General features: G+C 41.4%; 14 protein-coding genes. 12 read left to right on the top strand and 2 right to left on the bottom strand.

What is annotated here, in order from left to right:
* Positions 1-13: 13 nt before the first annotated feature.
* The 10 genes from H8744_RS15790 to H8744_RS15745 all read left to right on the top strand — a co-directional run bounded on the left by H8744_RS15790 (position 14) and on the right by H8744_RS15745 (position 10,674).
* Positions 14-1,192, top strand: coding sequence for an NADH:ubiquinone reductase (Na(+)-transporting) subunit B (locus H8744_RS15790; RefSeq protein WP_262435761.1), 1,179 nt, complete (start codon positions 14-16; stop codon positions 1,190-1,192).
* A 14-nt stretch (positions 1,193-1,206) separates the two neighbouring features.
* Positions 1,207-1,884, top strand: a complete 678-nt coding sequence (locus H8744_RS15785; protein WP_262435760.1) for a Na(+)-translocating NADH-quinone reductase subunit C — start codon at positions 1,207-1,209, stop codon at positions 1,882-1,884.
* 16 nt (positions 1,885-1,900) lie between these two features.
* Positions 1,901-2,533 (top strand): NADH:ubiquinone reductase (Na(+)-transporting) subunit D, encoded by a 633-nt coding sequence (locus H8744_RS15780; protein WP_262435759.1) that lies wholly within the window; start codon positions 1,901-1,903, stop codon positions 2,531-2,533.
* A gap of 122 nt (positions 2,534-2,655) precedes the next feature.
* Positions 2,656-3,282 (top strand): NADH:ubiquinone reductase (Na(+)-transporting) subunit E, encoded by a 627-nt coding sequence (gene nqrE / locus H8744_RS15775; protein WP_262435758.1) that lies wholly within the window; start codon positions 2,656-2,658, stop codon positions 3,280-3,282.
* 22 nt (positions 3,283-3,304) lie between these two features.
* Entirely contained in the window at positions 3,305-4,576 is a 1,272-nt protein-coding gene (nqrF, locus tag H8744_RS15770) for an NADH:ubiquinone reductase (Na(+)-transporting) subunit F (RefSeq protein ID WP_262435757.1), read from the top strand.
* A gap of 144 nt (positions 4,577-4,720) precedes the next feature.
* Positions 4,721-6,052, top strand: coding sequence for a DEAD/DEAH box helicase (locus H8744_RS15765; protein ID WP_262435756.1), 1,332 nt, complete (start codon positions 4,721-4,723; stop codon positions 6,050-6,052).
* 518 nt (positions 6,053-6,570) lie between these two features.
* On the top strand, positions 6,571-7,644 hold the full coding sequence (gene serC / locus H8744_RS15760; RefSeq protein ID WP_262435755.1) for a 3-phosphoserine/phosphohydroxythreonine transaminase: 1,074 nt from the start codon (positions 6,571-6,573) through the stop codon (positions 7,642-7,644).
* 112 nt (positions 7,645-7,756) lie between these two features.
* Positions 7,757-8,680, top strand: a complete 924-nt coding sequence (locus H8744_RS15755; protein ID WP_262435754.1) for an NAD(P)-dependent oxidoreductase — start codon at positions 7,757-7,759, stop codon at positions 8,678-8,680.
* A gap of 29 nt (positions 8,681-8,709) precedes the next feature.
* Positions 8,710-9,957 (top strand): DUF1015 domain-containing protein, encoded by a 1,248-nt coding sequence (locus H8744_RS15750; protein ID WP_262435753.1) that lies wholly within the window; start codon positions 8,710-8,712, stop codon positions 9,955-9,957.
* Between the two features lie 105 nt (positions 9,958-10,062).
* A complete protein-coding gene (locus H8744_RS15745; protein WP_305067522.1) occupies positions 10,063-10,674 on the top strand; it encodes an IMPACT family protein in 612 nt (203 codons plus the stop codon).
* Positions 10,675-10,906: 232 nt separating this feature from the next.
* Here the strand turns inward: H8744_RS15745 and H8744_RS15740 are convergent, their stop codons facing one another.
* Positions 10,907-12,265 carry a transposase gene (locus H8744_RS15740; RefSeq protein ID WP_262435751.1) on the bottom strand — a complete coding sequence of 453 codons (1,359 nt, stop codon included), beginning with the start codon at positions 12,263-12,265 and terminating at the stop codon, positions 10,907-10,909.
* A 217-nt stretch (positions 12,266-12,482) separates the two neighbouring features.
* Positions 12,483-12,686 carry a CDGSH iron-sulfur domain-containing protein gene (locus tag H8744_RS15735; RefSeq protein WP_262435750.1) on the bottom strand — a complete coding sequence of 68 codons (204 nt, stop codon included), beginning with the start codon at positions 12,684-12,686 and terminating at the stop codon, positions 12,483-12,485.
* A 148-nt stretch (positions 12,687-12,834) separates the two neighbouring features.
* Here H8744_RS15735 and H8744_RS15730 point away from each other — a divergent pair, with 148 nt between their 5' ends.
* Both H8744_RS15730 and H8744_RS15725 read left to right on the top strand, forming a co-directional pair.
* Positions 12,835-13,584, top strand: a complete 750-nt coding sequence (locus H8744_RS15730; protein WP_305067521.1) for a C39 family peptidase — start codon at positions 12,835-12,837, stop codon at positions 13,582-13,584.
* A 12-nt stretch (positions 13,585-13,596) separates the two neighbouring features.
* Positions 13,597-14,685, top strand: coding sequence for an HpaII family restriction endonuclease (locus tag H8744_RS15725; protein WP_262435748.1), 1,089 nt, complete (start codon positions 13,597-13,599; stop codon positions 14,683-14,685).

Here is a 14,685-nt window from a genome sequence, read left to right as displayed (position 1 = left end):
TTCAAAATTATTAATGAAAGCGTTAAGAAATTATCTCGACAAGATAAAGCCGAACTTTGAAGAAGGCGGCAAACTCCACGCGTTTCGTTCTGTGTTCGATGGCTTCGAGACATTCCTGTTCGTGCCCAACACTACTTCGAAAACGGGAACGCACATCCACGACGCCATTGATAGCAAGCGCATCATGTCGATTGTGGTTATTTCGTTGATACCGGCTCTGTTGTTCGGTATGTACAACGTAGGGTACCAGCATTTCACTCATACAGGAATCGAAGGCAGCTTCCTGGATATGTTTATCTATGGTTTTTTGGCTGTATTGCCCAAAATTATAGTGTCTTATGTAGTCGGTCTTGGCATTGAGTTCGTCGTTGCCCAATGGAAGAAAGAAGAAATCCAGGAAGGTTTTCTCGTTTCGGGTATCTTGATACCGATGATTGTACCGGTTGACTGTCCGTTGTGGATTCTTGCCATAGCAGTTGCATTCTCTGTAATTTTTGCGAAGGAAGTATTCGGTGGTACGGGTATGAACGTGTTTAATGTTGCATTGGTAACCCGTGCGTTTTTATTCTTTGCATATCCTACTAAAATGTCCGGTGACGCTGTTTGGGTGGCGCAGGATAGCATTTTTGGTCTCGGAAAAAGCGTAGATGGAATGACTGCCGCTACTTCTTTGGGAATTGCCTCTACCGCTACTGATCCTAATGCCTATCCTCCATTCTCATGGGATATGGTGACCGGTCTTATCCCGGGTTCTATCGGTGAAACGAGTGTGATTGCCATTGCATTGGGAGCTATCTTGTTGCTTTGGACAGGCATTGCGAGCTGGAAGACAATGTTCTCGGTATTTGTAGGAGGAGCTTTTATGGGTTGGATATTCAATACGGTTGGACCTGACACAGCTATGGCTCACATGCCTTGGTATGAACACCTTGTATTGGGCGGTTTCTGTTTTGGTGCCGTATTCATGGCTACCGACCCTGTGACATCTGCCCGTACGGAAACAGGTAAGTATATTTTCGGTTTCCTGATCGGTGCTATGGCTATTATTATCCGTGTGCTTAATCCTGGTTACCCGGAAGGCATGATGCTTGCCATCTTATTGATGAACATTTTTGCTCCGTTGATTGACTACTGTGTGGTACAGAGTAATATCAGTCGCCGTGAGAAACGTACCGTTAAGTCTAACAATTAAACCGAACAGAAAAGATGAATACAAATAGTAATTCTTATACTATCATTTATGCTTCGGTAATGGTTGTTATCGTAGCATTCCTGCTGGCATTCGTTAGTTCTTCACTGAAAGACATTCAGAACAAGAACCAGGAGCTGGATACTAAGAAGCAGATATTGGCAGCTTTGAACATCAAGGACGTGAAGGATGCTGATGCCGAATATAATAAGTATATAAAGGGTGACATGCTGATGAATGTCGATGGCAGCCTTACCGAGAATTTGGATGGCTTCTCTATCAGCTATGAGAAAGAAGCGAAAGAGAAGAACCGGTTACATGTGTTTGTTGCTGAAATAGACGGACAGACTAAGTATGTAATCCCTGTATATGGTGCAGGACTATGGGGAGCCATCTGGGGATATGTTGCTTTGGATGCTGATAAAGATACCGTTTACGGTGTTTACTTCTCGCATGCAAGTGAGACTCCGGGACTTGGTGCCGAAATAGCCACTGTTGGTTTTCAAAGCGAGTTCACCGGAAAGAAGGTTATGAAAGATAACCAAGTAGCTCTGGCCGTAGAGAAAAATGGTAAAGTAACCGATCCTGCATATCAGGTAGATGGTATCTCGGGAGGTACGATCACTTCTAAAGGAGTAGATGCCATGTTGAAGGCATGCTTGGGTCAGTATGATAAATTTTTAACTAATAATTAAGGAGGAACGATAGAATATGAGCCAATTATTTTCTAAAAAGAATAAAGAAGTATTCTCAACTCCGCTGGGACTGAACAACCCCGTAACCGTACAGGTGCTTGGTATTTGTTCGGCACTGGCTGTGACAGCTAAGTTGGAACCGGCTATCGTGATGGGTCTTTCTGTAACTGTGATTACGGCTTTTTCTAATGTGGTAATCTCCATGTTGCGTAAGACGATTCCTAACCGTATCCGTATCATCGTGCAGTTGGTTGTGGTCGCTGCACTTGTAACAATAGTAAGTGAGATTTTGAAAGCATTCGCTTATGATGTAAGTGTGCAGCTTTCGGTTTATGTAGGCTTGATTATTACTAACTGTATCCTGATGGGACGTCTGGAAGCATTTGCGATGGCGAATGCCCCATGGGAATCATTCCTTGACGGAGTTGGTAATGGGCTGGGATATGCTAAAATTCTGATTATCGTAGCTTTCTTCCGTGAATTGCTGGGTTCGGGCACTTTGCTGAACTTCCGCATTATACCGGAAGCATTCTATAATATGGGATACTTGAATAACGGTTTGATGTTAATGCCTCCTATGGCATTGATCATTGTTGCTTGCATTATCTGGTACCAGCGTGCTAAACATAAAGAATTGCAGGAAAACTAATATTAATGGAGAATGAGAAAATGATGAATGGAGGAGGCTCCGAGTAGCCAAGTCACTGCCTGTAGATGGGCGCAGTTTGATTCTTCATCCTGATTTTTTTTAATTCTTAATTTAAAATGATTATGGAACAATTATTAAGTTTATTCGTCCGCTCCATATTTGTGGACAACATGATATTCGCTTTCTTCCTGGGTATGTGTTCATACCTTGCCGTGTCGAAGAATGTGAAGACTGCTGTAGGTTTGGGTATTGCGGTAACTTTTGTGTTGGTTGTTACGCTTCCTGTGAACTATTTGCTTCAGACAAAGGTGCTGGCTGCTAATGCCCTTATTGAAGGGGTTGATCTCAGCTTCCTAAGTTTTATTCTCTTTATTGCCGTTATCGCAGGTATTGTTCAGTTGGTAGAAATGGTGGTTGAACGCTTTAGTCCCTCATTATATGCTTCATTGGGTATATTCCTGCCTTTGATTGCTGTAAACTGTGCCATCATGGGTGCCTCTCTGTTTATGCAACAAAGAATTACGATGGACCCATCTAACCCTCAAGCTATTACAGGCTTAGGAAGTGCCACTGTGTATGCATTGGGTTCAGGTATCGGTTGGTTACTGGCTATTGTAGGCTTGGCTGCTATCCGTGAAAAGATGGCTTACTCTGATGTTCCCGCTCCTTTGCGTGGTCTGGGTATTACGTTTATCACTGTGGGACTGATGGCTATGGCCTTTATGTGTTTCTCTGGATTGAAATTATAACTAAAGTAAAAAGAATAAAACAATGACGTCTTTAATATTAGCGAGCATCGGAGTATTCCTGGGCGTAATTCTCCTGCTTGTCATTATACTGCTCGTTGCTAAGGGGTATTTGACTCCTTCGGGCGAGGTTACGATTACGATGAACGGTGAACAAAAACTGGAAACCGCCCCTGGTGGTACATTGCTTGGCACATTGTCAGCTAACGGCATATTCCTTTCATCGGCTTGTGGTGGTAAAGGTTCATGCGGGCAGTGCCGCTGTCAAGTTCCTGAAGGTGGCGGTGAGATTCTGCCGACTGAAAAAGTTCATTTCTCACGGAAACAGCAGGCCGACCATTGGCGTTTGGGCTGTCAGGTGAAAGTGAAAAACGACATGTCGGTGAAGATCGACGAGTCTATCCTCGGTGTAAAAGAGTGGGAATGCGAAGTGATCTCCAATAAGAATGTGGCTACATTCATCAAAGAATTTATCGTGGCACTTCCTAAAGGTGAACATATGGACTTTATTCCCGGTTCTTATGCACAGATTAAGATTCCTAAGTTCTCAATGGATTATGATAAGGACATAGACAAGAGCCTGATTGGCGATGAATATCTTCCTGCATGGGAAAAATTCGGATTGATGGGCTTGAAATGTAAGAACGATGAGGAGACAATTCGTGCTTATTCTATGGCCAACTATCCTGCGGAAGGTGATCGTATCATGCTGACAGTACGTATTGCCACTCCTCCTTTCAAACCAAAAGATCAAGGACCTGGATTTATGGACGTAATGCCGGGTATAGCTTCATCTTATATTTTCACTTTGAAACCGGGTGATAAAGTTACTATGAGTGGTCCTTACGGAGATTTCCATCCGATTCTTGATACTAAGAATGAAATGATGTGGATCGGTGGTGGTGCCGGAATGGCTCCGTTACGTGCGCAGATTATGCACTTGACGAAGACACTCCATGTCACTGACCGGACTATGAATTACTTCTATGGCGCTCGTGCTTTGAATGAAGTGTTCTATTTAGAAGATTTCTTGCAAATTGAAAAGGATTTCCCGAATTTCAAATTCCATCTTGCGCTTGACCGTCCGGATCCTGCAGCCGATGCAGCAGGGGTTAGCTATACGGCCGGCTTTGTTCATCAGGTGATCTATGAGACTTATCTGAAGAATCATGAAGCTCCGGAAGATATCGAATATTATATGTGTGGTCCTGGCCCGATGTCTAAGGCAGTTGAAAAGATGCTTGACGATCTGGGTGTTCCTGCTAAGAACTTGATGTTCGATAACTTTGGAGGGTAATTGTAATCGAACTTGTTTGGAAACTGAAAAGGACCTCTATAAAGTCAGGACGGTTTCTTAAAACAAGTAAGATAATATACTGTTATATATACCGGCAGGTGATAGAATGTCACATGCCGGTTTTTTTATCTACCCATATATATTATGATACAAAATAATGAATTGATACGGACAGCGTTGCAAAATCTAAAGATAGAAACGCTTAATCCTATGCAGGAGGCAGCTCTTGATGCTGTTTCGAAAGATAAGGACGTCATATTGCTTTCTCCCACAGGTTCGGGTAAAACGTTAGCTTTTCTTTTACCGTTGCTCCGACTATTAAAACCGGGTGATCATACGATACAAGTGCTTATTCTGGTACCTTCCCGTGAACTAGCTTTGCAAATTGATTCTGTATTTAAATCAATGAACACTTCATGGAAAACTTGTTGTTGTTACGGAGGCCATCCCATCAGTGAAGAAAAGAAAAGTATTTTAGGCAATCATCCGGCTGTCATAATCGGTACGCCGGGACGTATTACCGACCATTTATCAAAAGGGAATTTTGATCCGGACACCATTCATACCCTGATCATTGATGAATTCGACAAATCGTTGGAATTTGGCTTTCATGACGAAATGGCGGAAATTATCGCGCAACTTCCCGGTTTGAAGAGACGTATTTTGCTTTCTGCCACAGATGCCGAAGAAATTCCTCAATTTACGGGATTGAACCGCACTATTAAATTGAATTTCCTTTCCGATTCAGCCGGAGAAAAACCTCGTTTGACACTGAAGAAAGTCATTTCTCCGGCAAAGGATAAAATAGATACGCTTTATAAACTGCTTTGTACGCTTGGAAATACTTCCACAATTGTTTTTTGCAATCATCGGGATGCTGTTGATAGAATCGGCAGTTTGCTTACAGAAAAAGGGTTGTATAATGAACGCTTTCATGGAGGGATGGAACAACCGGATAGAGAACGCGCGCTATATAAGTTCCGAAACGGGAGCTGTCATGTTCTTATTTCTACCGACTTGGCAGCGCGTGGGCTCGATATTCCCGAGGTGGAACATATTATCCATTATCATATGCCGGTCAACGAGGAAGCTTTCACTCATCGCAATGGCCGTACTGCCCGCTGGGATGCGACCGGCACTTCTTATCTGATTTTAAATGAAGAAGAAAAAGTGCCTGAATATATTCCTTCGGAAATTGAAACTTTTGAATTGCCGGAAAAAATTTCCCGCCCGCCAAAATCACTTTGGGTTACATTATATATAGGTAAAGGGAAGAAGGATAAATTGAGTAAAATGGACATTGCCGGTTTTCTGTACAAAAAAGGTAATCTGTCACATGAGGATGTGGGAACTATCGATGTGAAAGAACATTATGCTTTTGTTGCCGTTCGCCGTAGTAAAGTGAAACAATTGATGACACTTATACAGGGGGAAAAGATCAAAGGGATGAAAACTTTGATTGAAGAGGCCGATTAAGTACAAATTCAAAATAGTCCTTGCTATGTATGCTGTGTAGTGAGGACTATTTTACGAAAACAAATCTTTGCAGATAACTTTCTTATTGAAACCGGATCAATCTCTATATTCTGATTATTATATCCGTATAAAAGGTCATTATTGTCTCTTTCCATATTATTTCTTTCTATTCTAAACCCATTTTACTGGCAATAACTTCTCTTTTTTATGCTTTAAAACAGTATATATGGATAAAAATAATAAATATTCTTTTTTGTTTGCTTTTTACTTCTGAATTGTAATTGAAATATGTCTGATTTTATCTCATTGGTTTGTAATGTTTGTTACTGATATCCATATATGACAATTTTGTGCATATATCCTGTATAAACCAATAAAAATGAGGAAAAAACCGAGCGAAATATCATAATGGACGATAATTTTGTTAGAAATGATTTGTTTTAATTAAATAAATCCGTAATTTCGCCATGTCGAAAGACATAAACTAACAAAATGTTAAATCAAAAAACAAACTTCAAATGAAAAAGTATAATTTCAATGCAGGACCTTCCATCCTTCCGCGTGAGGTGATTGAGGATACAGCGAAGGCTATTTTAGATTTCAATGGTTCCGGTCTCTCACTGATGGAAATTAGCCATCGAGCTAAGGACTTTCAACCTGTACTCGATGAAGCAGTAGCATTGTTCAAGGAATTACTCAATATCCCTGAAGGTTATTCGGTATTATTCTTAGGCGGTGGTGCCAGTTTGGAATTCTGCATGGTACCTTACAACTTCCTTGACAAAAAGGCTGCTTACCTGAATACGGGTGTATGGGCTAAAAAAGCGATGAAAGAAGCCAAAGCTTTTGGTGAAGTCGTTGAGGTGGCCTCTTCTGCTGAAGCTACATATACATATATCCCTAAAGATTATACTATTCCTACAGATGCGGATTATTTCCACATTACTACTAATAACACAATATACGGTACTGAGTTGAAAGAAGATCCAGTTTCTCCGGTGCCATTGATCGGTGATATGTCATCTGATATTTTCTCTCGTCCGATTGATGTTTCAAAATATATTTGTATTTACGGTGGTGCCCAGAAGAATCTGGCTCCTGCGGGTGTTACTTTCGTTATCGTGAAGAACGATGCTTTAGGAAAAGTATCTCGTTACATTCCTACAATGTTGAATTATCAGACTCATATCGATGGCGGTTCAATGTTTAATACTCCTCCGGTAGTGCCTATCTATGCTGCAATGCTGACTTTACGTTGGATCAAAGCCAATGGCGGTGTGAAAGAAATGGATCGTCGTGCTAATGAAAAAGCAGAACTGCTGTATGGTGAAATAGATCGTAATAAGATGTTTGTAGGTACAGTTACCGATAAGAAAGATCGTTCACGTATGAATATCTGCTTTGTAATGGCTCCTGAATATAAGGATCTGGAAGCAGATTTCTTGAAATTTGCTACTGAAAGAGGTATGGTGGGGCTTAAAGGACACCGTTCTGTAGGTGGTTTCCGTGCGTCATGTTATAACGCTATGCCGATCGAAAGTGTACAGGCATTGGTAGATTGTATGCAAGAATTTGAGAAGTTACATAAATAATATTAATTCGCCACAGATTGCACCGGTTTCCACAGATACTGACCATATATGGAATCTCTGTGTAAACCTGTAGAATCTGTGGTGATTCTTTTTCAAAAAACACAAAGAATTTATGAAAGTACTAGTAGCTACAGAAAAACCGTTTGCAAAAGTTGCAGTAGACGGAATCCGTAAAGAGATCGAAGCAGCCGGATATGAGCTTGCTTTACTTGAAAAATATACAGATAAAGCACAGTTGCTCGAAGCAGTTAAAGATGCTAATGCCATAATTATTCGTAGTGATATTATTGATGCGGAAGTACTCGATGCTGCTAAGGAACTGAAGATTGTCGTTCGTGCCGGTGCCGGTTATGATAATGTCGATCTGGATGCCGCTACGGCTCATGGCGTTTGCGTGATGAATACTCCTGGACAGAACTCCAATGCAGTTGCCGAACTTGCTTTAGGTTTGTTGGTGTATGCTGTTCGTAATTTCTATAACGGAACTTCCGGAACGGAACTTATGGGTAAGAAATTAGGTATACATGCTTATGGTAACGTAGGACGCAATGTTGCACGTGTCGCCAAAGGTTTTGGTATGGAAATTTATGCTTATGATGCTTTTTGCCCGAAAGAAGTCATCGAAAAAGACGGTGTAAAGGCTGTCGGCTCTGCTGAAGAACTATACAAAACATGTAATATCGTATCTCTTCACATTCCTGCTACGGCCGAAACGAAGAATTCAATCAATTATGCATTGCTGAAAGACATGCCGAAAGGTGCAATCTTGCTGAATACTGCACGCAAGGAAGTGATCAATGAAGATGAATTGATCAAATTGATGGAAGATCGTCCTGATTTCAAATATATCACCGATATCATGCCTGCTGCCAATGCTAAGTTTGCAGAACTGTTTGCCGGACGCTATTTCTCAACCCCGAAAAAGATGGGGGCACAGACTGCGGAAGCAAACATTAATGCAGGGATCGCTGCAGCAGCACAAATCGTTGGATTCCTTAAAGACGGTTGTGAGAAATTCCGTGTCAATAAGAAATAATCTTTATAATATTAAATATAAACCTTATTATGGCTGTTATTAAACCTTTTAAAGGTATACGTCCTCCGCAGAATCTGGTAGAACAAGTAGCGTCACGTCCTTATGATGTGCTGAATTCTGAAGAAGCTCGTGCGGAAGCAACGGGAAATGAAAAATCACTTTATCATATTATAAAACCTGAAATTGATTTTCCGGTGGGTACAGATGAACACGATGCCCGTGTTTATGAGAAGGCTGCCGAAAATTTTCAGAAATTTCAAGATGAAGGTTGGCTGGTGCAAGATGGCAAGGAAAACTATTACATTTATGCCCAGACAATGAACGGGAAAACTCAATATGGTTTGGTAGTAGGAGCATATGTCCCCGATTATATGAATGGTGTCATCAAAAAGCATGAACTGACCCGTCGTGATAAGGAGGAAGACCGTATGAAACATGTTCGTGTGAACAATGCGAATATCGAACCGGTATTCTTTGCTTATCCGGACAATGATGCTCTTGACGCGATTGTTCGGAAATATACTGCACAAAAACCTGTTTATGACTTTATTGCGCCCGGGGATGGATTTGGACATACTTTCTGGGTGATAGATCAAGCTGAAGATATTGCTGCCATCACAGCAGAATTTGCCAAAATGCCTGCTTTGTATATTGCTGATGGGCACCATCGTTCTGCTGCAGCTGCTTTGGTAGGTGCCGAAAAAGCAAAACAGAATCCGAACCATAAGGGGGATGAGGAATATAACTATTTTATGGCTGTATGCTTCCCGGCAAACCAACTTACGATTATTGATTATAACCGCGTAGTTAAAGACTTGAATGGATTGACTCCAGCTCAATTCCTTGCCGCTCTTGAAAAGAATTTTATTGTAGAGGAAAAGGGAACGGAAATCTATAAGCCGAATGCATTGCATAACTTTGCTCTTTATCTGGATGGCAAGTGGTATAGCCTCACTGCCAAAGCGGGTACTTACAACGATAACGATCCGATCGGGGTATTGGACGTAACCATCTCTTCCAATTTGATTTTGGATGAAATATTGGGTATAAAAGACCTTCGTTCTGATAAGCGAATCGATTTTGTGGGTGGTATCCGCGGATTAGGAGAATTAAGCAAACGTGTGGACAGTGGTGAAATGAAAGTGGCATTGGCACTCTATCCTGTTTCAATGAAACAGTTGATGGATATTGCTGATACAGGTAATATTATGCCTCCTAAAACTACATGGTTCGAGCCTAAACTTCGTTCTGGAATTATAATTCATAAATTGGATTAATTAGAAAGATAGAAATTACAGATAGGTTGTACATCTTCTTATATCAAAATATAAGGTATGTACAGCCTATTTTTTATTTTATATTAAATGAGTATCTTTGCACACATGGAAGATACTTACAAAACAATCGCTGAACCTTCCGAAGGTATCTATACTGAAAAGCGAAGCAAGTTTATTGCTATCGCAGTGCCTGTTCGCACCCATGAAGAAATCAAAGCATATCTTGAAATTTATCAGAAGAAATATTATGATGCCCGTCATGTTTGTTATGCATATATGTTAGGGCATGAACGGAAAGATTTTCGTGCCAATGATAACGGAGAGCCTTCCGGTACAGCTGGTAAACCGATCCTCGGGCAAATCAATTCTAACGAGTTGACCGACATACTTATTGTTGTAATTCGTTATTTTGGGGGAATCAAATTAGGTACAAGCGGATTGATTGTAGCCTACAGAGCTGCTGCCTCTGAAGCAATCGTTGCAGCTACGATTATAGAGAAAACGGTGGATGAGGAAGTGACCGTGCTTTTTGAATATCCATTTATGAATGACGTTATGCGTATTGTAAAAGAGGAGGAGCCTGAGATACTGAGCCAATCTTATGACATGGATTGCTGTATGACACTCCGTATCCGTCAATCCATGATGCCTCGTTTGCGTGCGCGGCTTGAAAAAGTCGAAACTGCCCGAATCGTGGATGACCGTGAAAATGAGTAGCCGGAGAAACACTCATTCGAAAAAATAATAAGTCTGTGCTTTAAAAATAAATGGGGACATTCAGTAAATGTCTTTAAAAACATAAAATGGCCTATGAAGATGCTTTGTTCATATCATCTCATATGCCATTTTTATTATCTATTTTTTCTCTCTGACCTAAAATCTTCTCCTTTTGGGCATGATGTTCCGGAAGAAGCCTGAGACTTCTTCTAATAGATTCTTTATACTTATGCTATGCAGCTTTCTTCTGTCCGTTTTTGATTTTATCAATCATCAATATTGCGTTTGCCGTATGTATCCCAAAGAAAATCCACAGGATTTCTGTTTTCCTGTTCCGTGCTTTGATTTTCGATAGCGAATAATGCTGTTTTTGCGTACCGAAACTGCCTTCAAGCCTGGTGGCTCTTTCCCTCGAGAGTTCACTCCTGAGAGCCTTCCTCACCGCCTCGTCCTTTGCAGCTCTTCCCTTGCGTACAAAGGAGGTTGATATCCCATATTTTGTACAGAACTTCCTGTTGGCATTATTGGCGTATATGGAATCGGCGGCCACACATCTGACCCTCACATTCATCAGTTTCTGATGCATATGGATACAATCCTTCAGACGTATACCCTCATTGAATGCCTTGAAAGAGACGTGTTCGATGAATGAGATTCCATCTATCTGTATGTTATTAACCTTTGCACCGAACTCTACAGATTTTACTTCCTTACCTCTTACGATAGGGTGTACGTAATGACGGTCAATACTGACAATACGGTCACTGACCTTCCTGCCTTCAAAGAGTTTCTTTTCCTGTACAAGGACCTTGCTGATTATGGAAAGCCGTTTCTGATAATCCTGTGTATATTTGAGTAAAGAGCCGTGTTCTCTGTGAATGTCATCCCGTTGCATGATGAGTTTTTCCAGGAGTCTGATCATGCGACGCTTCAGCATTCTTGTCCTCGAAGCCTTCCTCTTTCTTTTCTTACAATAGGACAGATAGGATGCTGCAACATCTGTGTATTTGTTACGGGGACGCCTTATGCCGAGTTTCCCACAATGCATGCAGACATGCCGGTAGAGCCATTCGATGCTTTCCCAAAGGAGCTTCATGTCCGTAGGAAAACGCATATGACTTTCATAGCATGTGGCATCGGCCATACACACGTGAAGGTTCTCAAGATAAGGCTTCCAGTGTGAGGCAAGAATCTTCTGAAGGGAGTCGATGTCAAGACGGGATGCAACCTCATTACGGATAGCGCTGATTATCTTGTAGTTGGTTATGGGGCAGGACGGGTCTATCATGATACCACAGAACAACTGATAGTGTATGTTTCCGTTAAGATGTTCTACCAGCAGCCTGTCAGAGAATCCGGTATAAGCCTTCAGTACCATAAGGGCTATCTTCGCGGAAGGACTGAAACAGTTCCTGCGACCCAAGCGGGATTGTGAAAGGCCTGTCTCTTTGGCTATACTCTCGAACGGAAACACGGAATGAAGACTGCCAAGTTCACTCGCATGAAAACTCTTACGATATTTTTCCAGAATATCGAATTCTGGAAACCCTAAAGTAGGGTGAATTTCTGAAATATTTTGTATCTTCGCCATATCTTAGTGTGGATATTTCCCCCGTTTTGGCCGGCAAACCGTATTTTAGGGGGAATACCTAAAGATACAAAAAAGCCAACTAATTCGCAATACTTTTAGTATGAATTAGTTGGCTAATTTTATAGGATTTACTGAATATCCCTAAATGCGTGTATTACTGTTAGGTAGTCTCTACACAATATACACGCATTGAACCTATGGAATATATTTGTGAAGCCTATTCTTCTTTTTCAAAATGTATCTTTCCATGTGTCCCGTCGCAGAAGGGTTTGTTCTTCGAATGCCCGCAACGGCATAAAGCGTTTGTACCTTGCAATATAGTCTCCAGCCCGTCTTTTGTGGTTATTTTGAATTCTCCCTTTATAATGTAAGGACCACCCGGGACTTCTTTGATGCTGATCAGATTTTCTTTATTATCCATAATTCTATTATTTAGTAAGTTAACTATACTTATATAACATTGAGAATTGGAAATAGTTTTTTGCGCTCGACGTTTGTTTTATTGGTTTTACTTATCTTTGCGCACAATGAAACAGATCATGAGTAAGAAGATATTTTATTTTTGTTTGATGTTACTTGTTTTTTCTGGGACAACCATGTATGCACAACAGTTGGCTCCCAATGATATTCCTTTGCCTTGGTATTCGCAGAAAATCAGTGGATGTCCCTATTCCCATTGCTCTTTAGCTTCATCTTTGATGGTATTCGATTATTTCAAAGGGATGACGGCCGACAGTTGCCGTACGGATTCGGAAGCAGAAGCCAAGCTTGTGGAATATCAGAAGAATTACTTTTTGAAGAAACGCGCACCCTTTAAACGGAGGACTACTATAGCTCAGGGAGGTTATTACGCCTTTGAAATAGATTCATTGGCACGTTATTATGAGCATATGGAAAGTGCTGAGCATTTTATGGACAAGGACTACCGGGCATTACGAAAATATATCGATGAGGGAATTCCTGTATTGATAAATATCAGTCATCGTGGTTCTACCCGCGGAATATTGCAGCCGGGTAGCCATCGTCATTGGATCGTTCTACGGGGCATCGATGATAAATATGTATGGATTAACGATCCCGGTCGTTCTGCGATGATGCGTGAGAAGGGGGAGAATCTACGTTTTCCTATTAAGAAGCAACCGGGTAATCCTGCTTGGTTTGATGCATGTTGGACAGGACGGTACATTGTCATCACTCCCCGGGTTCCTGTGGCTATTGCCCGTGCTGGGAAATTGCCTTCAATTGCCGAAGCCATGGAAATACATCGACCACGCATCCCATGGATAGCAGTTCCTGGAATAACTACTTGCAGTTTATAAAATAACACATATATGGCATTTGAAGCAACAAAAAGAGAATGGAGCGAACTATATGCTTTCTTCCGTCTGCTGGCGGATGGAAAGGTCTCGTTGGGGACTTCGCAAACGAAAAAGAATGATGCTAACCAATGGCCTGTAGCCATGGTACAGCGTGAAGAGCATGATGGCACACGTCGTTATTATATCGAAAAAGATGATATCCATATTGTAGGCGAAAACATGGATAAGCGTGTTCCCCGTGAAGATTTCCATACGGTTGCCGGGCTGATTCTTCAAGCCGTTAAGTCGTCTTCTGTCGATGATGTCGTCTCTCCCGATGGAGTAGAGGAGTTTTTAGATGAAGCTGCTATCTTCGACCTCGAAGCTAAGACAGATGACCGTACGGACTTTTCAGTAGCATTTTGGCATCCAGAGGCTCCGTTGACCGGATTCAATGTCCGTTCGCGCCTCAGTATAATGAATCCCTTATTGGATGGCGGTCGTACAGCTAATCTGAAACTGGAACAGACGGGTATAAAGTTTGCCGTACCTACAGTGAATAAAATCAATGCTTTGCCTGAGTCACCAAATGAAGTAGCCGAACGCATGATGATGATAGAACGGTTGGGTGGCAGTCTTAAGTATTCTGACGTTGCTGATCGCGTGTTTCGCTGTAATTTGTTGATGATCGATCTGCATTTCCCCCGTATGTTGGCGGAGATGGTGCGGATCATGCATCTTGATGGCATTACACGAATCAGTGAGCTGGCGGAAACTATTAAGCAGAGTAATCCCTTGAAGATTAAAGAGGAACTGATCAATAAACATGGATTCTATGAATTTAAAATAAAACAGTTTCTCTTGGCATTGGCACTGGGTATGCGTCCGGCAAAGATTTATAACGGTACGGATTCTGCTGTCGAAGGTCTTTTGCTAGTTGATGGAAATGGTGACGTACTGTGTTATCACAAATCGGAGAAGAAGACTTTTGAAGATTTTCTATTCTTTAATACGCGATTGGAAAAAGGTTCGGTAGATAAGGACAAATACGGTTTTCTTGAAAAGGAAAACGGGACTTATTATTTTAAGCTGAATGTAAAGATCGGATTAGTAAAAAGATAA

Origin of the sequence: Jilunia laotingensis (assembly GCF_014385165.1) — a bacterium.
GTDB lineage: Bacteria > Bacteroidota > Bacteroidia > Bacteroidales > Bacteroidaceae > Bacteroides > Bacteroides laotingensis.
The sequence above is the reverse complement of the archived record's forward strand: the minus strand, read 5'-3'. Positions and strand labels throughout refer to the sequence as shown.